Here is a 26,682-nt window from a genome sequence, read left to right as displayed (position 1 = left end):
AGATTGGCAAAGCTCATTGCAAAAAGGATTGTTCATATTTGTAATGGGAAATTGTTTATTTTAGGGAATAAAAATTTTAGGAGAAAAAATATGTCACATTTTTCTGATAAGTTTATGGAAATTTCAGGGAAAATGGGATCACAACGGCACCTGGTAGCTATTCGTGATTCTTTTATCTCAATGATGCCAATTACTATGGCAGGGTCTGTCGCAGTATTATTGAATGTCTTTTTACGGGATATTCCAACTAACATGAAGTGGACTGGGTTTGCTACAGCGATGAAACCAATCATTGACATTAATGGTTATGTCTATTTTGGGACAATTGGGATTATGGCTCTTGTCTTTGCTTTTGCACTTGGTTACCACCTTTCAATCATGCACAAGGTTAATCCTTTGGCAGGTGGCCTCATTTCATTTGCTGCTTTTGTTTCAACCATTCCTCAAACTTTGACAATAGCAACACCGCTTACGGATGCTAATGCTAGTTTGCTTTCTGGCTTAAAAGATTTGGGATTGACAGTAACAAAAGGAAATGGTGTTTCGAATTTAGAAGTCAGTCAGTGGGGAGCGATTGCTCTTAAATATGCTGGTGCAACAGGCCTCTTTACGGCTCTCTTTGTAGGATTCTTGGCAACTTTTGTTTATGCGGCACTGACAAAACGCCATATCATTATTAAGATGCCTGACACGGTACCACCTGCAGTTAATAAAGCCTTTGCAGCTATTATTCCTGGAACAGCAGCCATCTATGTTACTTCAATTGTAGCCTACCTTATCTTTGCCATGTCAGGTATGGCACTTAATGATTTGATTTCAAAATTTATCCAAGTGCCATTGCTAGGTCTCTCCCAAGGTTTGGGCTCTGTTATCATCTTAACCTTCTTGGTTCAGCTCTTATGGTTCTTTGGTATTCATGGTCACAATGTTTTAGCACCAATTCTTGATGGTGTTTACTTAGTAGCACTTACTGAAAATACAGCTGCTTATAATAGTGCTCATAGTGCAGCACATTTACCTTACTTATGGACACGTGGCTCTTTTGATGCCTATGCTCAAATGGGCGGTTCAGGGGTGACACTTGCATTTATTATTGCTATATTTCTTTTCTCAAAACGGGAAGAACATAAAACTGTTGCAAAATTGTCTGCCCCAATGGGGATTTTTAACATCAATGAACCAATCACATTTGGTATTCCTATTGTTTTGAATCCAAGCTTTGCTATTCCGTGGTTAATCACACCTCCTATTTGCGCGACAATTGCCTATCTGGCAACAGCAGCAGGACTTATTCCGCCAGTTTTTACACCTGTTCCATGGATTACTCCACCAGTCTTATATGCATTTTTAGCAACAGGTGGTAATCTTATGGCTGCTTTAGTTTCTCTTTTTAACTTGTTTGTAGCCTTTCTCATTTGGACACCCTTTGTTATCTCAGCTAACAAAGAAAGAGCGAGTGATAGCTAATGAAGGAAAAAAATGGTGCCACATTTCTTATGGCCTTAGGTTTTTTTCTCATGGCAATTAGTCCTTTGCTTGGCAATAAGTATCCCCACATTGCAACAGGACTTTTCTGTATTGGAGTTGGCTATTATCAATTAAAAAAGAAACAATAAGTCTCAACCTTTTAACCAGCCTTTCTATAGGTTGGTTTTTCAAATTGTCACAACAGAAGATATGATGGACCTAAGTCGATATTTTGACAGGATAGGCATAAGATTTTATACTAAAGGAACAAGAAGGAGATGATGAGATGAACATATTAGTTGTAGGCGGCAGTGGTTTTCTTGGCAGACACTTGATTGAAGAGTTGCTTAAAAAAGGGCATCGGGTAAGTTATCTTTCGAGGCATCCAGGAGACGGGGCACTCTTTGCCTCAGATAAGTTATCTTATATTAAAGGCGATTTACTTAAAGAAGATGAGATTGTCTTAGAAGATGATTGGTTTGACCTTCTTATTAATTGTGTTGGGGCCATTAAACCAAGTGAGCTAAACAAGTTAAATATAGTTGCTCTTAAAGCTTGCATAAGTCTTTGCCAATCCTATAGCATTCCTAAAATGGTTTTTATTTCTGCAAATGCTGGCTACCCTGCTTATCTCAAAAGCAAAAGGAAAGCAGAAGACCTTATTCAAACAAGTGGGCTAAGGTATCTTATTGTAAGACCTGGCTTGCTTTATGGAGGAAACCGCAAAGCTTCACGGATTCAAGCTAACTGTTTGCAACTGCTTGATCCTCTCCCTTTCATTCATCACTTTACCAGTATGATTTACCCTTTGAAGGTTAGTGATGTTGCAATTACCATATCTGATACCATTACAAGATTCCCTGAGCAAAAACTTTTGACATTAGAAGACTTAAGAGGAAAAACGTCAGCTTAATGCCTTAGAGGCTACTTGTCAACAAAAAAAGTCACTTCAGAAAATAAGACTGAAATGACTTTTTTTATGGTTTAAAAAACACGATAGACATAAGGATTGTCAGGTTTTTGCGTTTGATGAACACTTTCAATTTCTAAGACTGGCAAGTTTTGATCTAGGGCTTTATGGTATTCTGTATGAATTTTCCCCTTAACAGTAAGCCAAGTGTTGTTTGGATAGTTTGCTTTGCCCCCTTTTGTTAAAAGACCGTAGACTCCGGAGTCGGCAATACAATGAATGATACCAAATCTAAAGAGGAATTGAGAATCATCATGACCGGGTTCTCTATAGACAAAACCAGTATATTCAATATCACGATTAGCAAAGTCATCTGGGTAAAGGTAAATCAATTCCATAATTTGCATGTAATTTTGAGTGGTTATTTTGACAGGTTGATTGCCCTTGAAGGCTTGCAATTCCTTATGCATTTCCCGCTGATAGGCTGACTTTGTAAAATATAAGGAAGTATCTGGTTTAAGGTATTGTACTCTAGCACCGTCATCACTCAGACCAGTTGTACTGGTTCCTGCTGCAAGTGGAAAATGGTAGCCTTTAGCAGAAACAGTTGTTGAGTCAAGACTTACCGTAGGGACTAATAAGCCAATAAAAACAGGAATGATTAGAATCATAGGGCTGGTTACTTTCGCTAATTTCCCATGCAAGTGACTGTGTACCTTAATATTTTTCATCCACGTATATAGTTGAACAAGTGCTAATAGAAAGGATAAGGCCATAGAAATATATGCCAAATAAGAGTATTTAATATTGATATACTGATCCAATTTGCCAGATAATTGCAAGTACATGGTTAATTCAAAATAGGCTGCTAAAACTAGAAAACGAATCATCCCATCACCCCCACTAGTAAACAATAGACAATAATAATACTTGTTGATACTCCAACGAACTGAACAATAAAGGTCTTCTTAAAGGATTTAGCCATCATCATAAGGTTTTTAATGTCAACCATTGGTCCAATTAATAGAAAGGCTAAAACAGGGGTGACACCAAAAGTAGATAATAAAGATGCTCCAATAAAGGCATCAGCTTCACTACACAGTGAGAGAATAAAGGCTAAAAGCATCATAATTAAGATAGCTGTCAGAGGGCTATGACCGATAGTCGTTAAAACGCGAGTAGGAACATAGATTTGCATAGCAGAAGCAATTAAACTTCCAAAAATCAAATACCGACCTGCATCAAAAAACTCGTCAATAGCATGAACAAGTGCCAAATAAACTTTTTTCCAAAAGGAATCTGAAGAATAGTCATGATAATGCATGGGACTAGCTGTTTCTTTTAAAATAGTGTCATCTGCAAAAAAGGCAAGTAAGATACCAAGAGCAACTGCAACAACAATAGCACCCAATAACCTCAAAAAGAGAAATCTTAGGGAGTTTCCAAAAGCAGAATAGGTGGCAAAAAGTACAATTGGATTAATAATCGGAGCTGTCGCTAAAAATGGAATCGCAGTGTAGCTGGGAACTTTCTTCTCCAAAAAACGGTTGATGATGGGAATAATCCCACATTCACAGGAAGGAAAAACAAAACCAACAAAGGTTCCAAAAAGAATTCTTGCGACTTTTCCTTTTGGCAAATAATGCTGAACACGGTCTGGTGTAACAAAGACTTCAATTGCACCAGAAAAAATAGTGCCAAGAAGAACAAATGGCAGTGCCTCAATAATAATTGACAAGAAAATGGCAAACCACTGTAAGACACTGGCAGGAAGTTGTGAAAACACTGACATCAGTTTTGACTTTCCTGATTGTTTTTTTGGTCAATAAGTTTACCATCAGCATCAACTTCTAGAGGCTTGTCAAAGCTCGGGATATGAGCAAAATTTGCCATCATTTTTTCTAATTGATCATTTTTTTTATGTGTGATTGCCATGTAAAACACCAACTTTCTATATAGTAGCTCTATTATACTATCATTTAACTTGAAATGACAATGTAAAAAGTTGCTGACTTGTTTTGGGATTTTACGAGCACTTCATCAAATAGTATCAGATGTTCAGTTGTTAATATCAGACTTTTGATTTTAAATAGGCTATACTAGTTTTCAAAAAGGTGAGGTAATAATATGAAGGTTTCTATTGAACATATTGGACTATGGGTAAATAATCTTGAAGCTATGAAAGAGTTTTATTGTCAGTATTTTGAAGCGCAAGCAACAAAACGATATCACAATCCCAAAACAGGATTTTCTTCTTATTTTTTAAATTTTGGTCAAGGGACTCGATTAGAGTTAATGCACAAAGAAGGGCTTAATAAGCAAGACCACAATCAGTTTGGGCTGGCCCACTTGGCTTTTAGCCTTGGCTCAAGAGAAAAGGTTGATGCCTTTGCTTATGCCATGCAAGACAAAGGTTACCCAATCGAAAATGGTCCTAGAACAACAGGAGATGGCTATTATGAAGCAGTTATCACAGACCCAGAAGGAAACAAAATTGAAGTGACCATTTAAAGCGAAAAACAGTCCCTCTACTGTTTTTTGATTGAGACAGTTGACCGCTGTCATTTTTTGGAAATATGCTATAATGTGCAGTATAGGAGACTTAAATGAAAAAGACAGTTTTATTAGTAGACGACGAAGAGCACATCTTACGTTTATTAGACTATCATCTCAGCAAGGAAGGCTTTAGTATTGACACAGCAACAGATGGCAGATCAGCACTAAAATTAGCTGAAACAGAAAGTTATGACTTCATTTTGTTAGACATCATGTTGCCCCAATTGGACGGTATTGAGGTCTGTAAACGTATCAGAGCTAAAAATAGTAAGACCCCTATTATGATGGTATCAGCTAAAGGGGAAGAATTTGACAAGGTCCTAGCCTTAGAACTAGGAGCTGATGATTACATGACAAAACCCTTTAGTCCAAGGGAATTGCTGGCGCGTGTAAAAGCTATTTTAAGACGAACAGGAAAAGACGACAGCCAACAAGAAGAGTTTGGCTTCGCTGACCAGCGATTCTTGGTCAATGACTTGGTCATTTACCCTGAAAGAAATGAAGTTTACAAAGAGCAAGACTTGATTTCCTTAACCCCAAAAGAGTATGAACTGTTAATGTATTTAGTCAAACATCCCAATATGACCTTAACAAGAGAACGACTTTTAGAACGGATTTGGGGGTATGACTTTGGCCAAGAAACACGTTTAGTAGATGTTCATATTGGAAAATTAAGAGACAAAATTGAAGATGATCCTAAAAATCCAGAGATGATTAAAACAATCAGGGGCTATGGCTATCAGTTTAAGGAGATGAAGGATGCTACAAAATCTTAAACAGTTAACAGCTTTAATGGTCCTACTGATGATGAGTTTAGGAGCCTGTCTATTTTTTGCTCAAAATCAATGGCTACTAGTCATGATAGGGGGGATACTTCTTGCTTTAATGAGCATTCCCTTAAGGCGATTATTTGCTTGGGAAAAGCAATTTCAAGCTATTCAAGCCTTTCATTTTTCAGGCTCTCCTACTTTTCTCCCAGATGATCAAGGTGATCTGAGAGCACTTTTACAGCAGCTTAGCCAGATGACAAAGCAACTAAAAGAAGAGAAAGCAAAAGGTCATCAACTATCTGATAACTTAGAAGCTTTGCTATCTCACCTAACCATGGGAATTCTCTTAGTAGATGCTAATAAGGAGATTTTACTACAGAGTGCCTCATTGCCTCATTTTTTTCCAGGAGGGCAAGCGCCATTCAAAGAGTTTTCTGATATTAGCCGCATGGATATCAAGGCTTTGATTACAGAGGTTTTTGATTGCAAAGAAAGTCGGAAAAAAGAGCTTAAAGGTTTTCATGATGACGATTTGATTTTAGAAGTGACAGCAGTACCAATTCTTAATTTAGGAAATAGCCTTGATCAAGTTTTGGTCCTGATTTATGACTTAACCACTATCAGAACCTATGAAAAACTTAATTTGGATTTTGTGACAAATGCTTCGCACGAATTACGGACCCCTGTGACCTCAATTAAAGGATTTGCTGAGACTGTTAAAGGCATGCCAGAGGATGAAAGTGACTTAAAAAATGAGTTTTTAGATATTATTTACAATGAAAGTCTTCGTCTTGAGCATATTGTCGAACATATGTTAACCCTATCAAAAGTTAAAAAAACACAGCTTCAAGAGTCTTCTTTTTCCTTAAATACCTTTTTGCATTATATGGCTAATAGTATTAAACCTCAAATAGAGGCTAAACAACTCCACTTATTCTTTGACTTATCTGAAGATATAACGCTTAAAACAGATAAGTATTTATTATCCCAAATGGTCTTGAATCTTTTAACCAATGCTGTTAGGTACACCGATGAGGGGGGAAGTATTACCATTTCCAGTCAATGTTTGCAAAAGAGCATTGCTTTAAGCATCTCAGATACTGGAATAGGTATTAGTCAATTGGAAATTGATCGTATTTTTGAACGCTTTTATCGAGTCAATAAAGGGCGTAGCCGTCAGAGTGGCGGAACAGGTCTAGGTTTATCTATTGTCAAAGAGCTTAGTCAGCTTTTAGGAGGACAAGTCAGTGTTAAAAGCCAGCTTGGTAGAGGCAGTCAGTTTACCTTAGAATTTCCAAAAGAACTTATTGAAATATAATAAAAGCAGTTATTCTCTAGTTATGAGAATAGCTGTTTTTTTAATCTTTACAAAATCTTTACAGGAATCCACAAAGAACTTTTACAAAAGCTTGGTATCCTATAGGTGTAGCAAAACTACATCAAAAAAATCAATATGATAAAGGTGATCATTATGAAAATGACAAAAATGCTTTCTCTCGTAGCCCTTTCAGTAACTGCTTTTGGACTTGCCGCTTGTGGTAACAATAGCAGTCAGTCCTCTGCGACATCATCTGGAAAAATCGAAGTTATCACCCGTGAAGATGGCTCAGGAACACGTGGAGCTTTTACAGAAATTACTGGCATTAAGAAAAAAGATAAGGGCAAAGAGATTGATAACACCTCAAAATCGGCAGTCGTTCAAAATAGTACAGAAGGGGTTATCTCAGCAGTTTCAGGCAATCCACAAGCAGTGGGTTATATTTCCTTAGGGTTATTAAACGATCATATCAAAGCCCTTAAAGTAGACGGTGTTAAAGCAAGTTCACAAACTGTTCTTGATGGAGAATACCCTCTGCAACGTCCCTTTAATATTGTCTTTACAGACCAACTCTCTGGTCTAGGTAAAGATTTTGTAAGCTTTATTCATTCAAAAGAAGGCCAAGCAGTCGTGAGCAAAAACAAATTTGTAGAGGCTAAAACAGAAGTAACAGCATACAGTTCACAAAAATTATCAGGGAAATTGTCAATTGTTGGCTCAACATCAGTTGCACCATTAATGGAAAAATTAGTTGAAGCCTATAAAAAAGAAAATCCAGATGTGACCATAGCCATCACCGCTAATGGCTCATCAGCTGGAATTACAGCAACCCAAGAAAAAACAGCAGATATTGGAATGGTTTCGCGTGAATTGACCCCAGAAGAAGGAAAAGGCTTAAAACATGACGCGATTGCCTTAGATGGAATTGCAGTTGTGGTTAATAAAGATAGCAAAATAGATGCTATTAGCATGAAAGCTATCGCAGATGTCTTTACTGGAAAAGTAAATAGCTGGGATAAAGTAAACTAACCCTTCAGAAAGTCTGGGAAGTTGAAGCTTCCCTTACTTTCATTGTTTAGAAAGGACAACTAGTGAAAAAACAAGCATTAAAAGAGGACTTTTTCAGACTTATCTTCTTTCTTAGTGCGGCAACAGCAATCGTTGCCATACTCCTCATTTGTGTCTTTATTTTTATGAATGGCTTGCCTTTCATAGCAAAATATGGCCTGACAAATTTTTTATTTGGCAAAGATTGGTCTCCATCTAATAATCCAGCAAGTTTTGGCATCTTACCCATGATTGTGGGTTCACTCTTGATCACACTAGGAGCCATTCTTGTAGGAGTTCCAACAGGAATTTTGACCTCTGTCTTTATGGTTTACTATTGCCCAAAAGGACTCTATAAATTCTTAAAATCAGCTATTAATATGATGGCGGCTATTCCTTCTATTGTTTATGGATTCTTCGGCCTACAATTAATGGTGCCATGGATAAGAACATTTTCTGGTAACGGCATGAGTGTTTTAACGGCTTCGCTCTTATTGGGAATTATGGTGCTTCCAACGATTATTAGCCTGTCAGAATCAGCCATCCGAACAGTACCAGCTACTTATTATTCTGGAAGTTTAGCTTTAGGGGCAAGTCATGAAAGAACCATCTTTCGTGTGATCTTACCAGCAGCAAAATCTGGTATTTTCTCGGCTATTATTTTAGGAATTGGTCGTGCTATTGGCGAAACCATGGCAGTCATTCTGGTTGCAGGGAACCAACCAATCCTTCCTTCAGGAATTTTTGAAGGAACAAGGACAATGACGACTAACATTGTGCTTGAAATGGCTTACGCCTCAGGTCAACATAGAGAAGCACTTATTGCAACCTCGGCTATTCTTTTTGTTTTCATTTTAATCATTAATGCTTGCTTTGCCTATATGAAAGGAAAATCCGTGCATGAGTAAATATCTTTTAAAGGCTTTAGTCTATTTCTTTTCATTAGTAACTTTTGGCTCTCTTTTTCTCATTATTGGCTTTATTTTAGTGAGAGGCTTACCAAATCTGACCCCTCAACTTTTTTCATGGACTTATACCAGTGAGAATGTGTCCTTAATGCCTGCTATTATTTCAACAGTCATTTTAGTGTTTGGCTCACTATTATTAGCACTGCCAATTGGTATTTTTGCAGGATTCTACTTGGTTGAATATGCCAAAAAAGGCTCTTTATGGGTTAAAATCATGCGTCTAGCTTCAGATACCTTATCTGGAATTCCATCCATTGTTTTTGGTCTCTTTGGCATGCTCTTCTTTGTTGTCTTTCTTGGTTTTCAATACTCACTATTATCTGGTATTTTAACGTCTGTGATTATGGTTTTGCCTCTGATTATCAGATTGACCGAAGAAGCCTTGCTTTCTGTTGACGACAGTATGCGCCAAGCCAGTTTTGGCTTAGGTGCTGGTAAATTAAGAACGGTCTTTAAGATTGTTTTACCAGTTGCAATGCCTGGTATCTTATCAGGTGTCATTCTTGCCATTGGTCGTATTGTTGGTGAAACAGCAGCACTCATGTATACTTTAGGAACTTCAACAAATACACCAACAAGCTTGCTGTCTTCTGGCCGCTCACTTGCCCTACACATGTATATGCTATCTAGTGAAGGGCTACACGTTAAGGAAGCCTATGCAACAGGTGTCATTCTTATCATTACTGTTTTGTTGATTAATGCACTATCGAGTTTAGTATCACACCGACTTGTGAAAGGAGCCTCTTAGGAATGGGAACTTTTTCCGTTAAACATTTAGACCTATACTATGGGGACTTTAAAGCCCTAAAAAATATTTCAATTGACTTGCCACAAGGGCAAATTACAGCCCTTATTGGACCATCTGGTTGTGGAAAGTCGACTTTCTTAAAAACATTAAATCGCATGAATGATTTGGTGCCTTCATGTCGCGTTGAAGGACAAGTCTTGCTTGATCAAGATGATATCTACAGCAAAACAATGAATCTTAATAGTTTGCGTAAGCGTGTAGGGATGGTATTTCAACAACCCAATCCTTTTGCCATGTCACTTTCAGGTGGCCAACAGCAACGCCTTTGCATTGCTAGAGCTCTTGCTGTGAAGCCTGATATTCTCTTAATGGATGAGCCAACATCTGCTTTGGATCCTATTTCAACCTTGAAAATTGAAGACTTGATTCAGCAACTTAAAAAGGACTACACAATCATTATTGTGACCCATAACATGCAGCAAGCTTCACGCATTTCAGACAAAACAGCCTTCTTTTTAACAGGCGAAATCTGCGAGTTTGGAGATACACTTGATATTTTTACAAATCCACAGGATAAACGTACAGAAGACTATATTTCAGGGCGTTTTGGATAAGAGAGGGTAGGTTATGAGAGAACAATTTGACTTAGAATTACAGGTTCTTGAACAAACATTTTTGGATATGGGCCATAGTGTTCTTGAAGCGGCATCAAAAGCTTTGTTGGCTTTAGCAGCCAAGGATATGGAGATGGCTGAGTTGATTATCGCAGCAGACGGTAAAATCAATCAGGCCCAATTGGATATTGAAATGGCTTGCGCCCGCATCTTAGCCTTACAACAACCTCAAGTGACTGATTTACGCTTTGTTTTAACGGTGATGTCCGCCTGTTCAGATTTAGAACGTATGGGTGATCATATGGCAGGCATAGCGCGAAATGTTCTTCATTTAAAAGAAAGCGATAGCCTTGATAACATAGAAGAAAACATTCACGAAGCTGGTCAAAAAGCCCTTAAGATGTTAGCTGATTTGCTAGTGGTCTTTCCAATTCGTCAATCTGACAAAGCAATTGCCATTGCAGAAGAAGACCAAGCTATCGATGCCCTCTACTACAATATTTCAAAGGAAATCTTAAGCCTGATGAAAGAACAAGAAACATCTGTTCGTAACGGAGCGCAATACCTTTATATGATTGGTCACATTGAACGCTTTGCAGATTACATCGCAAACATCTGTGAACGCTTAGTCTACCTAGAAACAGGTGAGCTTGTAGAATTAAACTAAGAATGGACGCGTTAAGCGTCTTTTTTGTTGTTAGAGCAGATGGGATTTTCAAACTTTAAAACAAAATAATAAAAACCTAATCTTAAACTCACAATAAACTCATTAAATTGAAAAAAGAAAAGAGAAGTGTTATACTAAAAAAGCATCAAAAGAAAAAGTGATGCCAAATACAAAAACAGCTATAGCTAGAAAGAAAGGAAATAACAATGAAAAAAGTTATTTTAGCAAGTGCAGCAGCACTCATGATGGGAACAACACTATTAGGAACAGTCGGAACAGTAGAGGCTTATCAATGGAACAGAGGAAGTTTGAGTTCTACTGAACGAAGCTTGAACCAATTTAAACGAGATAATATAGATCGAGTAAAACAATACTCAATAACAGATAAAAATAAAAGCAGATATGAAAAAAGCATCAATAATTTTTCTGATTATAGTACAATTCGTACAGTAGTAGCAGAAGCCAAAAGAGAGGAGTCAGCAGCACAAGGTGTTGATGCGAAGTATAAAGAATTAGAGCAACTCCTTGAAGAAGGTAAAAATAAAGGAAGAATTGGAACAAGACTCTATAAGCGCTTGCATTTTGATTTAACAGGTATTCCTTACGCTCAAGGGATTAACAAAGAAAGAGCACTTGATAATCTTAAAAAAGAAATTAATAAATATTACCGTCGCCGATAATTTTTATTAAAACTCATCATCTTGATTCACCCAGTGAACACTTTTAGTTTTTCTGTTTTACAGATTGCTAAAGGTGTTTTTTAGTTAGTAAAACAGTGGAAGCTTATTCTATTTAAGCGCTTTCTAAAATAAGTTATGATATAATAGGGATATTATGGAAAATACATTTATTACAAAAATTGCAAGCGATTTGTCAATTTCAGAAAAACAAATTGAACAGGTCTTGGCTTTGACAGCTGAAGGAAATACCATTCCCTTTATTGCCCGTTACCGTAAAGAAGTTACAGGCAATCTTGATGAAGTGGAAATCAAGGCCATTATAGATTTGGAAAGATCTATTCGTAACCTTGAAGAGCGAAAAGAAACCATTTTGGGTAAAATTGAAGAACAAGGCAAATTAACCGACACTTTAAAAGCTTCAATTCTAGCTTCAGAAAAAATGGCTGAATTGGAAGAACTTTACCTCCCTTACAAAGAAAAACGCCGAACCAAAGCGACTATTGCGCGTGAAGCAGGGCTATTTCCTCTGGCACGATTCATTTTACAAAATGCAAAGAATTTAGAAAAAGAGGCTGAAAATTTTCTATCTGAAAACTTTACAAGTCCTGAAGCTGCCTTAGCAGGAGCTGTAGATATTCTTGTTGAAGCTTTATCAGAAGATACGAAACTTCGCTCTTGGACTTATAATGAGATTTGGAATTACAGCCATATCACATCAACAGTCAAAGACCAAAGTTTGGATGACAAAGAAGTCTTCCAAATCTATTATGATTTTTCAGATAAGATTTCTAAAATGCAAGGTTATCGTACCTTGGCTTTGAACCGTGGTGAAAAATTAGGAATCTTAAAAGTCAATTTTGAGCATAACATTGATAAAATGCAGCGTTTCTACAGTGTTCGTTTTAAAGAAAAAAATGCCTACATTGAAGACCTTATTTCCCAAACCCTTAAGAAAAAAATTGTTCCAGCTATGGAGCGCCGTATCAGAACGGAATTAACTGAGGCGGCAGAAGATGGAGCTATTAAGCTCTTTTCTGAAAACCTACGCAACCTTTTATTGGTTTCTCCTTTAAAAGGCAAAATGGTTTTAGGCTTTGACCCGGCCTTTCGAACGGGTGCCAAGTTAGCTGTCGTAGATCAGACTGGAAAATTAATGACGACACATGTCATTTACCCGGTTGCTCCTGCAAGTCAAGCAAAAATTGAAAAAGCCAAAGAAGAATTGGCAGAAATCATCGCCACTTATCACATTGAAATTATTGCTATTGGTAATGGGACGGCTAGTCGAGAAAGCGAAGCTTTTGTGGTTGATATTCTTAAGGACTTCCCAAACACGTCCTACGTTATTGTCAATGAAAGCGGAGCCTCAGTTTATTCAGCTTCTGAACTGGCAAGACATGAGTTTCCAGACCTAACTGTTGAAAAACGCTCTGCCATTTCAATAGCAAGACGTCTCCAAGATCCTCTTGCTGAATTGGTTAAAATTGATCCTAAATCTATTGGTGTTGGGCAGTATCAACATGATGTTAGTCAGAAAAAATTATCAGAAAATCTTGACTTCGTTGTGGATACTGTTGTTAACCAAGTTGGTGTTAATATCAATACCGCAAGTTCTGTTTTATTGGCTCATGTTTCAGGCTTAAACAAGTCAATTTCTGAAAATATTGTTAAATACCGTGAAGAAAATGGCATGATTACATCACGTGCAGAAATCAAAAAAGTTCCTCGTCTTGGGGCAAAAGCCTTTGAACAAGCTGCTGGATTTTTGCGCATTCCAAATGCTAAAAACATTTTAGATAATACAGGTGTTCATCCAGAATCTTACCCAGCAGTTAAGCAACTCTTTAAGCTTTTGGCGATTAAAACACTTGATGATGAGGCAAAAGCAAAGTTGCAAGCCCTCAACCTTAAAGAGATGGCAGCACAACTTGAGATTGGTTTTGAAACCTTAACAGATATCGTAGCAGACCTCTTAAAACCAGGACGTGACCTTCGTGACGATTTCAAAGCTCCTGTTCTTAGACAAGATGTTCTTGACCTTAAAGACTTAGTAATTGGTCAAAAATTAGAAGGTACTGTTCGAAACATTGTTGATTTTGGGGCTTTTGTTGATATTGGTGTTCATGAAGATGGCCTTATTCATATTTCTGAAATGAGTAAAACCTTTGTTAACCATCCTAGCCAAGTACTTTCAGTTGGTGATTTGGTTACGGTTTATGTTTCTAAAATTGATTTGACAAGACATAAAGTCAATTTAAGCCTTTTAGCGCCAAATGAATCTCACTGAATATGTTAAAGAAGTCTCCCTTGAAGACTTCGGGAAGGTTTTTCACCATCAGGCAAAATGGAATACTAGATTAAGAACGACAGGGGGACGATTTTTCCCACAAGATGGTCATCTTGATTTTAACCCAGCCCTACTAGAAGAATTTGGGATAGCCATTTTTCGACAGATTGTCAGACATGAACTCTGTCATTATCACCTTTATTTTCAAGGGCAAGGCTATAAGCATAAAGACAAGGCATTCAAGGACCTCTTAAAAGCAGTAGACGGTCTAAGATATGCTCCTTGTTCAACGCGTCATCAGACTTATTGGCTTTATGAATGTTTAAGGTGTCATCACCTTTTTAAACGCAAACGAAAAATAAATACCAATAAGTATTTTTGTGGTAACTGCCATGGTAAGATAAGCTTAAAAAATCAGTCAAAAGTCTGATTTTTTTTGCCCGTCCATCATTTATAATACAAATAGATAGAATAGGAGGGATAGGATGGAAACTCAATTTTACAAGCAACGAAAAAATCGCCTACTTGCTGGTGTTGTCGCTGGTTTAGCAGATAAATACGGTTGGGATTTATTAGTAGCTCGCATCCTCATTGGTGTGTTAATGTATGCATCGGGATTTGGGGTTATTATTTACATCTTGCTAGCAATTTTCTTACCCTACAAAGAAGATGTAATTGCAAGACGACACGGCAATGGCCCAAGACGTCGTAAAGATGCAGATCCAGTAAATGGTGATGATGGTTGGTTTTGGTAAGAAACCCTTTTAAAATCAGGTCTTAAGGCAATGTTCTTCAAGACCTTTTTAACTATCATTTTTTTCGGATTAGACAGTCAAAGATTTAGCCATAAGCCTTTTATATGTTATAATGTGTAAAAGGAGAAATTATGACAGTAACAGTAAAAATGTTAGTTGATAAGGTTAAACTTGAAGTCATTTACAGCACAGATGAACTGCTAAGTAAAATCATTTCAACTTCTGATATTTCACGTCCTGGTCTTGAAATGACAGGTTACTTTGACTATTATTCCCCAGAACGTATTCAATTATTTGGGATGAAAGAATGGTCCTATTTAACAACCATGACTTCTCATAATCGTTATTCTGTCTTAAAAGAAATGTTTAAAGCAGATACCCCAGCGGTTATTGTATCACGTGATTTATCAATTCCAGATGAGATGCTTCGAGCTGCAAAAGAAGAAGGCATTTCTCTTCTTAAGAGTAAAATTTCGACCAGTCGTTTGGCAGGAAGTATTTCTTACTATTTGGATGCTTCTTTGGCAGAACGTACCAGTGTTCATGGTGTTTTAATGGACATTTATGGAATGGGTGTTCTTATTCAAGGAGATTCTGGTATTGGTAAAAGTGAAACTGGTTTGGAACTTGTCAAACGTGGGCATCGATTGGTTGCAGATGACCGTGTTGATGTTTATGCCAAAGATGAGGAGACCCTTTGGGGAGAACCTGCTGAAATTTTGCGACATCTCTTAGAAATTCGTGGAGTTGGTATTATTGATGTCATGTCTCTTTATGGCGCAAGCGCCGTTAAAGGGTCATCACAAGTTCAACTGGCCATCTACCTTGAAAATTATGAAGCTGGCAAAGTTTTTGACCGTTTAGGAAATGGAAATGAGGACATTGAGTTTGCGGGTGTTAGAATTCCAAGGATCAGAATTCCAGTGAAAACTGGTCGTAACGTTTCGGTTGTTATTGAAGCTGCGGCTATGAACTACCGAGCAAAACAAATGGGCTTTGATGCCACTAAGACATTTGAAGATCGTCTAACCAACTTGATTAGCCAAAATGAGGACAGACCATGATTGATCCCATTGCACTAAAAATTGGTCCCTTTGCGATTCATTGGTATGCACTGTGTATTATGCTTGGCTTACTGCTAGCTGTTTATCTTGTTACCAAAGAAGCTCCCCGAAAAAAAATCACCAGTGATGATGTCATTGATTTTGTCTTAATTGCCTTTCCGCTGGCTATTTTAGGGGCTAGAATTTATTACGTTCTTTTTGAATGGTCCTATTACAGCCAACATTTGACTGAGATTTTTGCCATTTGGAATGGTGGTATTGCTATCTATGGAGGCTTGTTAACAGGAGTATTGGTTCTGCTGATTTACTCTTATTATAAGGTTATTAACCCCATTGCTTTTCTTGATATTATCGCCCCAGCAGTTATGATTGCACAAGCTATTGGTCGTTGGGGAAATTTTGTTAATCAAGAAGCATATGGTAAGGCAGTTAAAAGCCTTAATTACCTACCAGAATTTATTCAGAAACAAATGTTTATTGAAGGGCATTACCGTCAGCCTACTTTTTTATATGAATCCCTTTGGAATTTAGTGGGATTTGTGATCATCATGGTATTAAGACGTAAAAGGAAGTTGCTTAAAGAAGGTGAAGTCCTTGCTTTTTACCTGATTTGGTATGGCTTGGGCCGTATGATTATTGAAGGTATGCGTACAGACAGTTTGATGTTAATGGGGCTACGCGTATCGCAGATTTTATCAGCAATTTTGATTGTGACAGGCATTACCTTTGTTCTTGTCAGACGTAGACGCCAAGGAATTCCTTATTATCAGGAATAAGGGAAAAGGAGAAAAATATGGATTTAGTAGGAATTGCATTGATTATTATTGCACTAGCATTTGTTGCTTTAGTAATCTTTTTAATCATTGTTTTGAAAAAAGTTTCAGAAACCATTGAAGAAACGAAAAAAACAATCTCTCTATTAACTAGCGATGTCAATGTTAGCCTTTACCAAACTAATGAAATTTTGGCTAAAGCTAATGTATTGGTGGAAGATGTTACTGGAAAAGTGGCAACCATTGATCCTCTTTTTGTAGCCATTGCTGATTTATCAGAAAGTGTTTCAGACTTAAATCATCAAGCGCGAAACATTGGTAAAAAAGCATCTGGTGCATCAGGGGCTGTGACAAAGGTTAGTAAGGCTGCTCTAGTTGGAAAAGTTGCTTCAAAAGTATTCACTAAAAAGGAGAAAAAAAATGGGTAATTTTTTTAAATCATTAGTTATTGGTACTGCAACAGGTGTTGCTACTGCGTATTTTTTATCAACTGAACAAGGTAAAAAAGTTAAAACACGGGTTGAAAAAGCTATCGAAGCCTACAAGGAAAATCCAGATGATTATCATCAAATGGCCAAAGAAAAAGGGCAAGAATATACACATCTTGCTAAAGAAACCTTCAATGACTATAAACAAAAATTTGAATCTGGTGAGTTAACAAAGGATCAAGTTTTTGATATGGTCAAAGAAAAAACAAGTGATTTTGTCCACAAATTTTCAGAGTTGGCAGCAGATTTAGCTGAAGAAGATGATACTGTTGTTGAAAATGATGATGATATTATTATTGATATCACCAAAAAAGAAGAAACCTTAGAAGAAGATGATGTTCTTGCTACTGATTCAGTGGAAGTATTAATACCTGAGGATGAAGAAATCCTAAAAACTGAACACTAGTCTTCGCGACAAATCACTAACTAAAAAAATCTGCTCACAAGAGCAGATTTTTTTAAGCAATCATTGATTTTAGAGTTTTGGCTATTAGGCTTGTGAGCCCATAGCTTAATGCACTTGAGAATAAGAAAGCCCAGAAGGGAGCTAGTTTCATAGCGAGAAGAGCAAATGCTAACAAGACAGTAATTAAACTAAAGATAGTAATACGTCCAAAGAAAAAGAGTTCTTCTAGTTTAGCACTGTGATTGTTTAGCTCTTGAAAATCTTGGTATTTAGGAGTTTCTGATTGGTCATACTGCTCGTAATCATAGTCTTGATGGTTTTTCAATGAAGCTGGCATTGTCTTCTCCTTTCTATTTGAGATACTAAGACATTTTACCATAAAAAAAGCTATTTGTCACGGTTTTTTAAAAAATTCGCAAAATAAGCACAAGTTAGTAATTTCTCAAAGTAAGTTCCGTCTGCCCTCCAAAACCGGAAGTTAGTGTGAAAAGGATTTTTATGGTGGAATTAAGTCTGAGACGTTTGGATTAGAAATGAGTTTATCCATCATGACAAAACACAAACACCTAACTCTCTCAGACCGTAATGACATCCAATCTGGTTTGGATAGAGGAGAAACCTTTAAAGCCATCGGGCTTAATCTACTGAAACACCCTACTACTATCGCAAAAGAAGTCAAACGAAATAAGCAACTAAGAGAATCAACCAAAGACTGCCTAGACTGTCCGCTACTAAGAAAAGCTCCCTATGTTTGTAATGGGTGTCCAAAGAGGAGGATCAACTGTGGTTACAAGAAGACCTTCTATCTTGCTAAGCAAGCTCAAAGGAACTACGAAAAACTTTTAGTTGAATCTAGAGAAGGAATCCCTTTGAACAAAGTGAAAAGGCAACACTTTTCTGTACAACATTTATAAAGTGTTTTTCTAGGCAATTAATCTTTTAGTCATTGGTGTTTGGTAGTTGAGACTACCATGAATGCGGTGGTAATTCCACCAATGAACATAGTCTTTAGTCTTAAGAACTAGTTCTTCCAGCGATTGAAAGGTTTCTTGATAAACAAATTCAATTTTGAAAGCACGATACGTACTTTCAGCTACGGCATTGTCATAAGGACAACCAGCCTGACTAAGCGAACGTGTGATTCCAAAGGCTTCCAATATTTCATCAATTAACTGATTATCAAACTCTTTGCCACGATCTGAATGGAACATCTTGACTTTGGTCAGGGCGTAAGGGATGCTTTGTATGGCTTGCTTAACGAGTTCAGCGGTCTTGTGCCAACCAAGAGACAGGCCGATGATTTCACGGTTGTATAGGTCAATGATGAGGCAAACATAAGCCCAACGATTGCCTACACGAACATAGGTTAAGTCAGTGACTAAGGCTTGTAGTGGTCTTTCTTGCTTAAACTGCCTGTCTAAGTGGTTGGGAATAGGGGCTTCATTCTTGCCTCTAGAATGTGGTTTGAAGGTGGCTTTCTGATAAACAGAAACCAAATTGAGTCGCTTCATAATGCGTCGAATCCGACGCCGTGAAAGTGTGATACCTTCGTTATTCAAGCATATTTTGATTTTTCTGGATCCGTATCTGGACTCGCTCTCGAGGAAAATTCTTTTAATAGTTTCTTCAAACTCCGTTTCAGATACTGACTCCACGGCTTGATAGTAATAACTTGAGCGTGGCATATTCAGCCAGCGACACATCTTTGAAATGCTGTATTTAGCCTTATTAGCAGTGATTATTTCCCTTTTTGTGCCATAATCACTGCCGCTTGCTTTAGGATATCTAATTGCATTTCGAGTTCTTTATTGTGTTTCCTGAGTTCAATTAGCTCCCGCTGTTCATCTGTCAGATTATCAACAGACTTGAATGAACCAGTTGTTTTGGCTTGTCTAACCCACTTATCGAAGGTGGAAGGGGTTAGCTCGTATTCCTTGATGAGGCTGCTACGCTTTCTACCAGCATTGTAAAGGTCCACAATTTGTTGCTTAAAATCATCGGTGAAGTGACGACGTACTTTTCTAGACATGGTTTTTCTCCCGTTTTTCTTAAGTGTAGAACACTTTATAATTTCTGTCTAGTTTAGTGTAACCTATTCAACCAACGATCTAGAAGTGAGTTCTTCAACCGTTTATCGACACATCAAGAAAGGCTACCTATCCATCACACCAATCGACCTACCTAGAGCTGTGAAGTTCAAAAAAAGGCGAAAGAGCACACTCCCTCCTATTCCAAAAGCGATTAAAGAAGGGCGACGGTACGAGGATTTTATAGAACACATGAACCAATCAGAGCTGAACTCCTGGCTTGAAATGGACACGGTTATTGGACGGATTGGTGGAAAGGTCCTTCTCACCTTCAATGTCGCCTTCTGTAACTTCATCTTTGCCAAACTGATGGATTCTAAGACAGCTATCGAAACTGCTAAACACATACAGGTCATTAAGAGGACACTCTATGATAACAAGAGAGACTTCTTCAAACTCTTTCCTGTTATCCTAACGGATAATGGTGGGGAATTCGCTAGAGTGGATGATATTGAGATAGATGTTTGTGGACAGTCTCAACTCTTCTTTTGTGACCCTAATCGGTCTGACCAGAAAGCAAGAATCGAGAAGAATCATACCCTCGTGAGAGACATACTGCCTAAGGGGACTTCCTTCGACAACTTGACTCAAGAGGACATTAATCTGGCACTATCTCATATCAACAGCGTTAAGAGACAGGCTCTAAATGGTAAAACGGCTTATGAGCTATTCTCTTTTACTTACGGAAAAGACATCGCAAGTATACTCGGTATTGAGGAAATTACTGCGGAAGACGTCTGCCAATCTCCCAAACTATTAAAAGACAAAATCTAATAAAAGACAAAATCTAACCTAATCAACTAACTGATACAACCTAAACGTCTCACACTAACTTCAACCATAGCGGAACTTAATCTGAAACGCTTTCAGATGAGGAGGTTTTCTTGTACCCTTTTTTTGCGATTTTTAACTCTGAAAACCTATGAAATCAAGTATTATAAAAACCAACGGAACTTAGTCTGAGACGGATTTTCGTTGGTTTTTATTGGTTTTTATCAGACTAAATTCCATTTCTACTAGAGGTGGAACTTACTTTGAGAATTTAGCATAAGCACAAGTTATCATAATTGGCAAGAAATGTGCTTTCAAAGAGCTAAAAATTTGTTATAATATTTTTTATATGGAAAAAATAATCATAACAGCTACAGCTGAAAGTATTGAACAAGTTAAAGAACTCCTAGCAATTGGAGTTGACCGCATTTATGTTGGTGAAGAAAATTATGGTTTACGTCTCCCACATCATTTTTCTGATGACGACTTAAGAGAGATTGCAAGGTTGGTTCATGAGGCAGGAAAAGAATTGACTGTCGCCTGCAATGCCTTGATGCATCAGGATATGATGGATTCTGTTAAGCCTTTCTTAGACCTTATGAAAGACATTCAAGTTGATTACCTTGTTGTAGGTGATGCAGGTCTTTTTTACGTTAACAAACGAGATGGCTACAATTTTAAACTCATTTACGACACATCGGTTTTTGTGACTTCAAGCCGACAAGTTAATTTTTGGGGGCAACACGGTGCAGTTGAAACCGTATTGGCGAGAGAAATCCCATCTGCTGAACTCTTTGCATTAGCTGAAAACCTTGAGTATCCTGCGGAAATTCTTGTTTACGGGGCTTCTGTTATTCACCATTCCAAACGTCCACTACTTGAAAATTATTATCGTTTCACCCATATTGATGATCAGGTGACTCGTGAGCGGGGCTTATTTTTAGCAGAACCCGGTGACCCAGAAAGTCATTATTCTATTTATCAAGACAAGCATGGCACTCACATTTTCATTAATAATGACATTAGCATGATGCCAAAATTAGACCAACTGGTTGCACATGACTTAAACCATTGGAAACTAGATGGTATTTATTGCCCGGGTCATGATTTTGTGGCTATTTGTCAATTATTTGTAGAGGCCCGTCACATGTTTGAAAAAGGGCAATGGACTGATGAGCAAGCGCAAAACCTTAGCCAAGCAGTCGAAAAACTTCATCCTGCAGGTCGTGGACTAGATACTGGTTTCTATGAATTCGACCCTAAAACAGTCAAATAAAGTTAAAATTGAACATTACTATTGTCCTTGTGACATACAAAAATCTTAAGGATTACTAAAAAGGAATAATCATGACAGATAGCGTAAAAAAACGTCCCGAGGTTCTATCCCCCGCAGGGACACTAGAAAAATTAAAAGTTGCAATTGACTACGGAGCAGATGCGGTCTTTGTTGGTGGTCAGGCTTATGGCTTGCGCAGTAGAGCAGGTAATTTCTCAATGGAAGAGTTACAAGAAGGTATTGATTATGCCCATGCTCGCGCTGCTAAAGTTTATGTTGCTGCCAATATGGTAACCCATGAAGGAAATGAATTGGGAGCTGGTGAATGGTTCCGTCAATTACGAGATATGGGATTGGATGCTGTTATTGTATCTGACCCAGCATTGATTGTCATTTGTTCAACTGAAGCTCCGGGCTTAGAAATCCATTTATCAACCCAAGCCTCATCAACCAATTACGAAACCTTTGAATTTTGGAAAGAAATGGGATTAACCCGTGTTGTATTAGCACGTGAAGTTAATATGGCAGAATTGGCTGAGATTCGTAAAAGAACAGAGGTTGAAATTGAGGCTTTTGTACATGGAGCCATGTGTATTTCTTATTCTGGCCGTTGTGTCCTTTCAAATCACATGAGTCATCGTGATGCTAACCGCGGAGGTTGTTCACAATCCTGCCGTTGGAAATACGATCTTTACGACATGCCATTTGGTTCTGAAAGACGCTCATTAAAAGGTGAAATCCCTGAAGAGTATTCAATGTCATCAGTTGATATGTGTATGATTGAGCACATTCCTGATTTAATTGAAAATGGTGTTGATAGTCTTAAAATCGAAGGCCGTATGAAATCAATTCATTACGTTTCAACAGTAACCAATTGTTACAAGGCTGCGGTAGATGCTTACATGGAAAGCCCAGAAGCTTTTAATGCCATTAAAGAGGATTTGATTGATGAATTATGGAAAGTTGCTCAACGTGAATTAGCTAGTGGTTTTTATTATGGCATTCCAACTGAAAATGAACAATTATTTGGAGCGCGTCGCAAAATTCCGCAATATAAATTTGTCGGAGAAGTAGTTTCGTTTGATGATGAAACAATGACAGCAACCATCCGTCAGCGCAATGTTATTCATGAAGGTGATAAAATTGAATTTTACGGACCGGGCTTTCGTCATTTTGAAACTATTGTTAAGGACTTGCATGATGAAGATGGCAATAAAATCGACCGTGCACCAAATCCAATGGCCTTACTAACCATTAACTTACCACAAGCCGTTAAAGCAGGTGATATGATCAGGGCATGTAAAGAAGGTCTTGTTAATCTTTACCAGAAAGATGGTTCAAGTAAGACAGTTCGAGCAAATGCTTAATGAAAAAGGTTGTGCTAGTCGCAACTTTTTTGATTGATAAACACTTTTATTAGCATTAGTATTGGTAAATTGATAAACTAATAGTAGAAATCCTAAAAAATAACGAATAAAGAGATAGGAGGAAAAAATGGCAGAATTTTCATTTACAATAGAAGAACACCTTTTAACCTTATCAGAAAGTGATAAGGGATGGACTAAGGAATTAAATCGTGTGTCCTTTAATGGGGCAGAAGCAAAATGGGACATTAGAACCTGGAGTCCCGATCATACAAAGATGGGTAAAGGAATTACCTTAACTAATGAGGAATTTGATAAAATTGTCCAAGCTTTCAAAAACTAAAAATCAAAACCTAAAAGTTTTCTTTTAGGTTTTTTGCCTCTTATTCGGTTTTTACATCTAATGAACAAAAATATTCCGAATAGTTTGACAATTCTGAAATTTATGATAATATCAGATTCATAACTTAAATGGATTAATGAAATAGAGGTAAAGGTTATGAAAACTTGGAAGACATTTGCGACAGCAGGATTAACGTTAGCTACTGTGACAACTTTAGTTGCTTGTGGTGGAAAATCAGACTCTGCAAACTCAGCTTCGAAAGACCAAATTAATTGGTACACACCAACTGAAATTATCACACTAGATGTTTCAAAAAACACAGACCGATATTCAGCTATGGCTATTGGTAATTCAGGAAGTAATCTATTGCGTGTCGATAAAACGGGAGCTTTAAAGCCTGATTTGGCTAAAAAACTTGAGATTTCTAAAGATGGAAAAACCTACACAGCAACACTCCGTGATAACCTCAAATGGTCTGATGGCAGTAAATTAACAGCTGAGGACTTTGTTTACACCTGGCAACGTATGGTTGATCCAAAAACAGCATCGGAGTATTCTTATTTAACAACAGATGCTCACTTGCATAATGCAGATAAACTCATTTCTGGTGAGTTAACAGATCTTTCGGAATTAGGAGTAAAGGCTGACGGCAATAAAGTTATTTTCACTTTAGACAATCCAGCGCCACAGTTTGAAAGCTTATTATCCTTCTCGAACTTTGTTCCACAGAAAAAAGCCTTTGTTGAAAAAGCTGGGGGAGACTATGGGACATCCTCTGAAAAAGTCTTGTATTCTGGCCCGTATGTCGTTAAAGGATGGAATGGTACAAGTGGAAGCTTTAAATTGGTTAAAAATAAAAATTATTGGAATGCCAAAAATGTTAAAACTAAGACTGTTGCAGTCCAAGCTGTGAAAAAACCAGATACAGCTGTTCAAATGTATAAACAAGGTCAGTTAGACTTTGCTAATATCTCTGGAACATCAGCAATCTATAATGCGAATAAAAAGAATAAGGATAAGGTTGAAATTGCAGAAGCTCGCGCTGATTACCTTGCTTATAATGAAACAGGAACGGTTAAAGCCCTAAGCAACCAAAAAATTCGTCAAGCACTTAATCTTGCAACAGATAGACAAGGACTTGTGAAAGCGGCTGTTGATACGGGATCAAAACCAGCAAAGGCACTTGCTCCAGCAGGTTTAGCAACTCTTACTGATGGGACAGATTTAGGCAAACACGTTGCACAACCTTATCAATTTGATAAAGAAGCAGCTGCTAAACTCTTCAAAGAAGGTTTGCAAGAGTTAGGAATTGATTCACTGACACTAACCATGACAGCAGACTCAGATAATCCTGCCAAAAAAGCAGCGGGTGATTATTTGAAAGAGTCTTGGGAGAAGAACTTACCAGGATTTACATTAGAAGAGAAATTCGTAACCTTTAAACAACGGTTAGCAGACACTAAAAAACAAAACTTTGAAATTGCTTTTGTTAGTTGGGGTGGAGATTATCCAGAAGGCTCAACTTTCTACGGCTTGTTTACAACTGTTTCAGACTACAACTATGGTAAAGTGGCAAGTCCTGAATATGACGCAGCTTATAAAAATGCTTTAACAACTAATGCATTGGATAAAGATGCAGCAGCAGATGACTATAAAGCAGCTGAGAAAGTTCTTTTTGAAGGGGCGCACTACAATCCACTTTATGCCTTATCAAATGAAGGTTTACAAAATCCAAATCTTAAAGGCTTAGTTCGTAATTCGACAGGACTTGATGTCGACTTCACAACCGCCTACAAGACAAAATAAGAAAAATAACTCCACACGGAGTTATTTTTGCTGTCTAATGTAATTGGCCAATCCAACAATTAAGAGTACAAAACCAAGTACTAGGAAAATCAATTTATGGCTAACCAAACCATAAATGATAAAAATCGCTGCAGATAAATAACTAATGTGTTCTTTTCGCATTCAAACCTCCCTATCTTTCTTTTATTTTACCATAAAAGGGATGCATGATTCAAAATTTCCATTTTTTCCGATTAATTATTAGTAACGACGCATTGTCCATTTTTATAAACATGGTGGATAAGATTTGTAGCAAAGAAATAAAAGATATAATCAATATTTGGTGCATCAAAGATAGCAATATCAGCTGCTTTACCTTTATCGAAGGAGCCAATTTTTTCTTGTCTTGCAACTGAGTAGGCAGCATTAATAGTAACGGCGTTTAAGATTTCAATAGGTGTTAGCTTCATCATATAAGAGCCTAATTGCATGACAAACTGCATATTTGCTGTTGGGCATGAACCAGGATTGCTATCCGTTGATAAGGTAATTGCCATACCTTTTTCAATCATTTTGCGAGCAGGTGCATAAGTATCTTCCATTAGGCTAAAAGTTGTTGCCGGAAGGAGATTACCGATGACTTTTGCTTGACTCATTTTTTCAATACCTTGATCTGTAATCATCATTAAATGCTCAGCACTAATTGCTCCCAATTCAGTAGCAACATCAACACCACCAATTGATTTTATTTCATCAGCATGAATTCTTAATTTAAAGCCCATTTCTTTAGCTTTTGATAGGAGATAATGGGATTCTTCAGCAGTGAAAACACCACTTTCGCAGAAAATATCACAAAATTCAGCAAGCTTTTCTGTTTTAACAACAGGAAGCATGTCATTAATAATCAGGTCTAAATAGTCCTTGGACTGTCCTTTAAACTCTTGAGGAATAGCATGTGCAGCCATGAAAGTTGAAATCAAATCAATATCATGTTCTTTATCCAATGCTTTTGTAACCTCTAACTGCCTTTTTTCAGTTTCCCAATTAAGGCCGTAACCACTTTTGGCTTCAACAGTAGTGACACCGTGCAAAAGCATATAATCTAATAGTCGTTTGGATTTATCATAAAGATTATCAAAGGAAGCCTTTCTTGTTGCTCTTACAGTACTTAATATTCCCCCGCCTTGAGCTAGTATATCTAGGTAAGAAACCCCATTTAACTTTTGAGAAAATTCATGTTCACGGCTGCCGCCATAGACCAGATGTGTGTGACAGTCAATAAGACCAGGTGTCGCAATTTTTCCCTGATAAGAAATGATTTTCGTCTTATTACCAATCAATGCTTCTTGCGGCTCACCACTACCAACTTCTAAGATAACCCCATCTTTTATGGCGATATAGCCATTCTCAATTATATTAGCTTCTTTCATTTGATGGCCAAAAAGTGGGTGACCAGGGTCATTTGGGCAGAAAATTTGGTTAAAATGAACTAAAAGTAAATCAGCGACCATAACAGATCTCCTTTATATAAGTCGTAA

29 protein-coding genes and 2 pseudogenes are annotated in these 26,682 nt (G+C 37.4%); 24 read left to right on the top strand and 7 right to left on the bottom strand.

Going from position 1 to position 26,682, the window contains the following annotated elements:
- The first annotated feature begins 90 nt into the window (after window positions 1–90).
- Together Q9317_RS06950 and Q9317_RS06945 are read left to right on the top strand one after the other, a co-directional pair.
- Window positions 91–1,467: a PTS sugar transporter subunit IIC gene (locus Q9317_RS06950; RefSeq protein ID WP_003101303.1), complete on the top strand. Its 1,377-nt coding sequence runs from the start codon at window positions 91–93 to the stop codon at window positions 1,465–1,467.
- A gap of 286 nt (window positions 1,468–1,753) precedes the next feature.
- Window positions 1,754–2,380: an NAD-dependent epimerase/dehydratase family protein gene (locus Q9317_RS06945; protein ID WP_003101299.1), complete on the top strand. Its 627-nt coding sequence runs from the start codon at window positions 1,754–1,756 to the stop codon at window positions 2,378–2,380.
- 71 nt (window positions 2,381–2,451) lie between these two features.
- Here Q9317_RS06945 and Q9317_RS06940 read toward each other — a convergent pair whose 3' ends face one another.
- The 3 genes from Q9317_RS06940 to Q9317_RS06930 are packed head-to-tail and all read right to left on the bottom strand — an operon-like array spanning window position 2,452 to window position 4,312.
- Entirely contained in the window at window positions 2,452–3,267 is an 816-nt protein-coding gene (locus Q9317_RS06940; protein WP_003101297.1) for a TIGR03943 family putative permease subunit, read from the bottom strand.
- A complete protein-coding gene (locus Q9317_RS06935) occupies window positions 3,264–4,169 on the bottom strand; it encodes a permease (RefSeq protein WP_003101296.1) in 906 nt (301 codons plus the stop codon). The genes Q9317_RS06940 and Q9317_RS06935 overlap by 4 nt, the downstream gene beginning before the upstream one ends.
- On the bottom strand, window positions 4,169–4,312 hold the full coding sequence (locus Q9317_RS06930) for an SPJ_0845 family protein (protein WP_003101294.1): 144 nt from the start codon (window positions 4,310–4,312) through the stop codon (window positions 4,169–4,171). Before Q9317_RS06930 ends, Q9317_RS06935 begins: the two co-directional genes overlap by 1 nt.
- Before the next feature lie 192 nt (window positions 4,313–4,504).
- Here Q9317_RS06930 and Q9317_RS06925 point away from each other — a divergent pair, with 192 nt between their 5' ends.
- From Q9317_RS06925 to Q9317_RS06850, 16 genes are all read left to right on the top strand, one after another.
- Window positions 4,505–4,888, top strand: a complete 384-nt coding sequence (locus Q9317_RS06925; protein WP_003101292.1) for a VOC family protein — start codon at window positions 4,505–4,507, stop codon at window positions 4,886–4,888.
- 95 nt (window positions 4,889–4,983) lie between these two features.
- Window positions 4,984–5,709: a response regulator transcription factor gene (locus Q9317_RS06920; RefSeq protein ID WP_003101290.1), complete on the top strand. Its 726-nt coding sequence runs from the start codon at window positions 4,984–4,986 to the stop codon at window positions 5,707–5,709.
- On the top strand, window positions 5,693–7,021 hold the full coding sequence (gene pnpS / locus Q9317_RS06915) for a two-component system histidine kinase PnpS (protein WP_003101288.1): 1,329 nt from the start codon (window positions 5,693–5,695) through the stop codon (window positions 7,019–7,021). The genes Q9317_RS06920 and pnpS overlap by 17 nt, the downstream gene beginning before the upstream one ends.
- Window positions 7,022–7,174: 153 nt before the next feature.
- Window positions 7,175–8,050, top strand: coding sequence for a substrate-binding domain-containing protein (locus Q9317_RS06910; protein ID WP_305981536.1), 876 nt, complete (start codon window positions 7,175–7,177; stop codon window positions 8,048–8,050).
- Window positions 8,051–8,112: 62 nt separating this feature from the next.
- Window positions 8,113–8,976: a phosphate ABC transporter permease subunit PstC gene (pstC, locus tag Q9317_RS06905; RefSeq protein WP_003101285.1), complete on the top strand. Its 864-nt coding sequence runs from the start codon at window positions 8,113–8,115 to the stop codon at window positions 8,974–8,976.
- Window positions 8,969–9,784 carry a phosphate ABC transporter permease PstA gene (gene pstA, locus Q9317_RS06900; protein WP_121791527.1) on the top strand — a complete coding sequence of 272 codons (816 nt, stop codon included), beginning with the start codon at window positions 8,969–8,971 and terminating at the stop codon, window positions 9,782–9,784. The genes pstC and pstA overlap by 8 nt, the downstream gene beginning before the upstream one ends.
- Before the next feature lie 2 nt (window positions 9,785–9,786).
- A complete protein-coding gene (locus Q9317_RS06895; RefSeq protein WP_016356076.1) occupies window positions 9,787–10,398 on the top strand; it encodes a phosphate ABC transporter ATP-binding protein in 612 nt (203 codons plus the stop codon).
- Between the two features lie 13 nt (window positions 10,399–10,411).
- On the top strand, window positions 10,412–11,065 hold the full coding sequence (gene phoU / locus Q9317_RS06890; protein ID WP_003101279.1) for a phosphate signaling complex protein PhoU: 654 nt from the start codon (window positions 10,412–10,414) through the stop codon (window positions 11,063–11,065).
- Window positions 11,066–11,271: 206 nt separating this feature from the next.
- On the top strand, window positions 11,272–11,745 hold the full coding sequence (locus Q9317_RS06885) for a hypothetical protein (RefSeq protein WP_003101277.1): 474 nt from the start codon (window positions 11,272–11,274) through the stop codon (window positions 11,743–11,745).
- Window positions 11,746–11,899: 154 nt separating this feature from the next.
- On the top strand, window positions 11,900–14,032 hold the full coding sequence (locus tag Q9317_RS06880; RefSeq protein ID WP_003101276.1) for a Tex family protein: 2,133 nt from the start codon (window positions 11,900–11,902) through the stop codon (window positions 14,030–14,032).
- Window positions 14,019–14,462 carry a SprT family protein gene (locus Q9317_RS06875; RefSeq protein ID WP_003101273.1) on the top strand — a complete coding sequence of 148 codons (444 nt, stop codon included), beginning with the start codon at window positions 14,019–14,021 and terminating at the stop codon, window positions 14,460–14,462. Before Q9317_RS06880 ends, Q9317_RS06875 begins: the two co-directional genes overlap by 14 nt.
- A 55-nt stretch (window positions 14,463–14,517) precedes the next feature.
- Window positions 14,518–14,787: a PspC domain-containing protein gene (locus Q9317_RS06870; protein WP_003101272.1), complete on the top strand. Its 270-nt coding sequence runs from the start codon at window positions 14,518–14,520 to the stop codon at window positions 14,785–14,787.
- Between the two features lie 131 nt (window positions 14,788–14,918).
- Window positions 14,919–15,851, top strand: coding sequence for an HPr(Ser) kinase/phosphatase (hprK, locus tag Q9317_RS06865; protein WP_003101270.1), 933 nt, complete (start codon window positions 14,919–14,921; stop codon window positions 15,849–15,851).
- On the top strand, window positions 15,848–16,627 hold the full coding sequence (gene lgt / locus Q9317_RS06860; RefSeq protein ID WP_003101266.1) for a prolipoprotein diacylglyceryl transferase: 780 nt from the start codon (window positions 15,848–15,850) through the stop codon (window positions 16,625–16,627). Before hprK ends, lgt begins: the two co-directional genes overlap by 4 nt.
- A 17-nt stretch (window positions 16,628–16,644) precedes the next feature.
- Entirely contained in the window at window positions 16,645–17,052 is a 408-nt protein-coding gene (locus tag Q9317_RS06855; RefSeq protein ID WP_003101264.1) for a DUF948 domain-containing protein, read from the top strand.
- Window positions 17,045–17,518 carry a YtxH domain-containing protein gene (locus tag Q9317_RS06850; RefSeq protein ID WP_003101262.1) on the top strand — a complete coding sequence of 158 codons (474 nt, stop codon included), beginning with the start codon at window positions 17,045–17,047 and terminating at the stop codon, window positions 17,516–17,518. Before Q9317_RS06855 ends, Q9317_RS06850 begins: the two co-directional genes overlap by 8 nt.
- Before the next feature lie 52 nt (window positions 17,519–17,570).
- Here Q9317_RS06850 and Q9317_RS06845 read toward each other — a convergent pair whose 3' ends face one another.
- Entirely contained in the window at window positions 17,571–17,855 is a 285-nt protein-coding gene (locus Q9317_RS06845) for a DUF3270 domain-containing protein (protein ID WP_003101260.1), read from the bottom strand.
- Between the two features lie 211 nt (window positions 17,856–18,066).
- On the opposite strand from Q9317_RS06845, the pseudogene Q9317_RS06840 reads away from it, so the two are divergent.
- Window positions 18,067–18,393: pseudogene (locus Q9317_RS06840) on the top strand (helix-turn-helix domain-containing protein); the annotation flags it as partial.
- A 48-nt stretch (window positions 18,394–18,441) separates the two neighbouring features.
- Here the strand turns inward: Q9317_RS06840 and Q9317_RS06835 are convergent.
- Window positions 18,442–19,547 (bottom strand): IS3 family transposase gene (locus tag Q9317_RS06835; protein ID WP_089180059.1). Its coding sequence is split into 2 segments (ribosomal slippage): window positions 18,442–19,271 and window positions 19,271–19,547, totalling 1,107 coding nucleotides; the frame shifts between segments, so codons are not numbered across the junction.
- A gap of 70 nt (window positions 19,548–19,617) precedes the next feature.
- Here Q9317_RS06835 and Q9317_RS06830 point away from each other — a divergent pair.
- The 5 genes and pseudogenes from Q9317_RS06830 to Q9317_RS06810 all read left to right on the top strand — a co-directional run.
- Window positions 19,618–20,379 (top strand): annotated as a pseudogene (locus Q9317_RS06830) (IS30-like element ISSag9 family transposase); the annotation flags it as partial.
- A 346-nt stretch (window positions 20,380–20,725) separates the two neighbouring features.
- A complete protein-coding gene (locus tag Q9317_RS06825; protein WP_003101251.1) occupies window positions 20,726–21,652 on the top strand; it encodes a peptidase U32 family protein in 927 nt (308 codons plus the stop codon).
- Between the two features lie 71 nt (window positions 21,653–21,723).
- Window positions 21,724–23,019, top strand: coding sequence for a peptidase U32 family protein (locus tag Q9317_RS06820; RefSeq protein WP_121791526.1), 1,296 nt, complete (start codon window positions 21,724–21,726; stop codon window positions 23,017–23,019).
- Between the two features lie 127 nt (window positions 23,020–23,146).
- A complete protein-coding gene (locus Q9317_RS06815; RefSeq protein WP_003101249.1) occupies window positions 23,147–23,359 on the top strand; it encodes a YdbC family protein in 213 nt (70 codons plus the stop codon).
- A 156-nt stretch (window positions 23,360–23,515) separates the two neighbouring features.
- The gene (locus tag Q9317_RS06810) at window positions 23,516–25,165 is read left to right on the top strand and encodes a peptide ABC transporter substrate-binding protein (protein WP_305981535.1); all 1,650 of its coding nucleotides are present in this window, start codon (window positions 23,516–23,518) and stop codon (window positions 25,163–25,165) included.
- 21 nt (window positions 25,166–25,186) lie between these two features.
- On the opposite strand, the gene Q9317_RS06805 is transcribed toward Q9317_RS06810, so the two are convergent.
- Both Q9317_RS06805 and hutI read right to left on the bottom strand, forming a co-directional pair.
- Window positions 25,187–25,327, bottom strand: coding sequence for a hypothetical protein (locus Q9317_RS06805; protein WP_003101244.1), 141 nt, complete (start codon window positions 25,325–25,327; stop codon window positions 25,187–25,189).
- Window positions 25,328–25,398: 71 nt separating this feature from the next.
- Window positions 25,399–26,655 carry an imidazolonepropionase gene (hutI, locus tag Q9317_RS06800; RefSeq protein WP_003101242.1) on the bottom strand — a complete coding sequence of 419 codons (1,257 nt, stop codon included), beginning with the start codon at window positions 26,653–26,655 and terminating at the stop codon, window positions 25,399–25,401.
- Window positions 26,656–26,682: the final 27 nt, after the last annotated feature.

The sequence above is a fragment of the Streptococcus iniae genome, assembly GCF_030732225.1.
GTDB lineage: Bacteria > Bacillota > Bacilli > Lactobacillales > Streptococcaceae > Streptococcus > Streptococcus iniae.
Note: the sequence above shows the minus strand (reverse complement) of the source record. Positions and strands in the feature narration are given on the sequence as shown.

Excerpts from the sequence above, each read along its gene's own strand:
- Q9317_RS06850 (WP_003101262.1), top strand. The coding sequence starts at position 17,045 with ATGGGTAATTTTTTTAAATCATTAGTTATTGGTACTGCAACAGGTGTT.
- Q9317_RS06810 (WP_305981535.1), top strand. The coding sequence starts at position 23,516 with ATGAAAACTTGGAAGACATTTGCGACAGCAGGATTAACGTTAGCTACT.
- Q9317_RS06820 (WP_121791526.1), top strand. The coding sequence starts at position 21,724 with ATGACAGATAGCGTAAAAAAACGTCCCGAGGTTCTATCCCCCGCAGGG.
- pnpS (WP_003101288.1), top strand. The coding sequence starts at position 5,693 with ATGCTACAAAATCTTAAACAGTTAACAGCTTTAATGGTCCTACTGATG.
- Q9317_RS06875 (WP_003101273.1), top strand. The coding sequence starts at position 14,019 with ATGAATCTCACTGAATATGTTAAAGAAGTCTCCCTTGAAGACTTCGGG.
- Q9317_RS06950 (WP_003101303.1), top strand. The coding sequence starts at position 91 with ATGTCACATTTTTCTGATAAGTTTATGGAAATTTCAGGGAAAATGGGA.
- phoU (WP_003101279.1), top strand. The coding sequence starts at position 10,412 with ATGAGAGAACAATTTGACTTAGAATTACAGGTTCTTGAACAAACATTT.
- hprK (WP_003101270.1), top strand. The coding sequence starts at position 14,919 with ATGACAGTAACAGTAAAAATGTTAGTTGATAAGGTTAAACTTGAAGTC.
- Q9317_RS06825 (WP_003101251.1), top strand. The coding sequence starts at position 20,726 with ATGGAAAAAATAATCATAACAGCTACAGCTGAAAGTATTGAACAAGTT.
- lgt (WP_003101266.1), top strand. The coding sequence starts at position 15,848 with ATGATTGATCCCATTGCACTAAAAATTGGTCCCTTTGCGATTCATTGG.
- Q9317_RS06870 (WP_003101272.1), top strand. The coding sequence starts at position 14,518 with ATGGAAACTCAATTTTACAAGCAACGAAAAAATCGCCTACTTGCTGGT.
- Q9317_RS06885 (WP_003101277.1), top strand. The coding sequence starts at position 11,272 with ATGAAAAAAGTTATTTTAGCAAGTGCAGCAGCACTCATGATGGGAACA.
- Q9317_RS06910 (WP_305981536.1), top strand. The coding sequence starts at position 7,175 with ATGAAAATGACAAAAATGCTTTCTCTCGTAGCCCTTTCAGTAACTGCT.
- Q9317_RS06920 (WP_003101290.1), top strand. The coding sequence starts at position 4,984 with ATGAAAAAGACAGTTTTATTAGTAGACGACGAAGAGCACATCTTACGT.
- Q9317_RS06935 (WP_003101296.1), bottom strand. The coding sequence starts at position 4,169 with ATGTCAGTGTTTTCACAACTTCCTGCCAGTGTCTTACAGTGGTTTGCC.
- Q9317_RS06895 (WP_016356076.1), top strand. The coding sequence starts at position 9,787 with ATGGGAACTTTTTCCGTTAAACATTTAGACCTATACTATGGGGACTTT.
- Q9317_RS06925 (WP_003101292.1), top strand. The coding sequence starts at position 4,505 with ATGAAGGTTTCTATTGAACATATTGGACTATGGGTAAATAATCTTGAA.
- hutI (WP_003101242.1), bottom strand. The coding sequence starts at position 26,655 with ATGGTCGCTGATTTACTTTTAGTTCATTTTAACCAAATTTTCTGCCCA.
- Q9317_RS06815 (WP_003101249.1), top strand. The coding sequence starts at position 23,147 with ATGGCAGAATTTTCATTTACAATAGAAGAACACCTTTTAACCTTATCA.
- Q9317_RS06930 (WP_003101294.1), bottom strand. The coding sequence starts at position 4,312 with ATGGCAATCACACATAAAAAAAATGATCAATTAGAAAAAATGATGGCA.
- Q9317_RS06940 (WP_003101297.1), bottom strand. The coding sequence starts at position 3,267 with ATGATTCGTTTTCTAGTTTTAGCAGCCTATTTTGAATTAACCATGTAC.
- Q9317_RS06945 (WP_003101299.1), top strand. The coding sequence starts at position 1,754 with ATGAACATATTAGTTGTAGGCGGCAGTGGTTTTCTTGGCAGACACTTG.
- Q9317_RS06805 (WP_003101244.1), bottom strand. The coding sequence starts at position 25,327 with ATGCGAAAAGAACACATTAGTTATTTATCTGCAGCGATTTTTATCATT.
- Q9317_RS06855 (WP_003101264.1), top strand. The coding sequence starts at position 16,645 with ATGGATTTAGTAGGAATTGCATTGATTATTATTGCACTAGCATTTGTT.
- Q9317_RS06845 (WP_003101260.1), bottom strand. The coding sequence starts at position 17,855 with ATGCCAGCTTCATTGAAAAACCATCAAGACTATGATTACGAGCAGTAT.
- Q9317_RS06880 (WP_003101276.1), top strand. The coding sequence starts at position 11,900 with ATGGAAAATACATTTATTACAAAAATTGCAAGCGATTTGTCAATTTCA.
- pstA (WP_121791527.1), top strand. The coding sequence starts at position 8,969 with ATGAGTAAATATCTTTTAAAGGCTTTAGTCTATTTCTTTTCATTAGTA.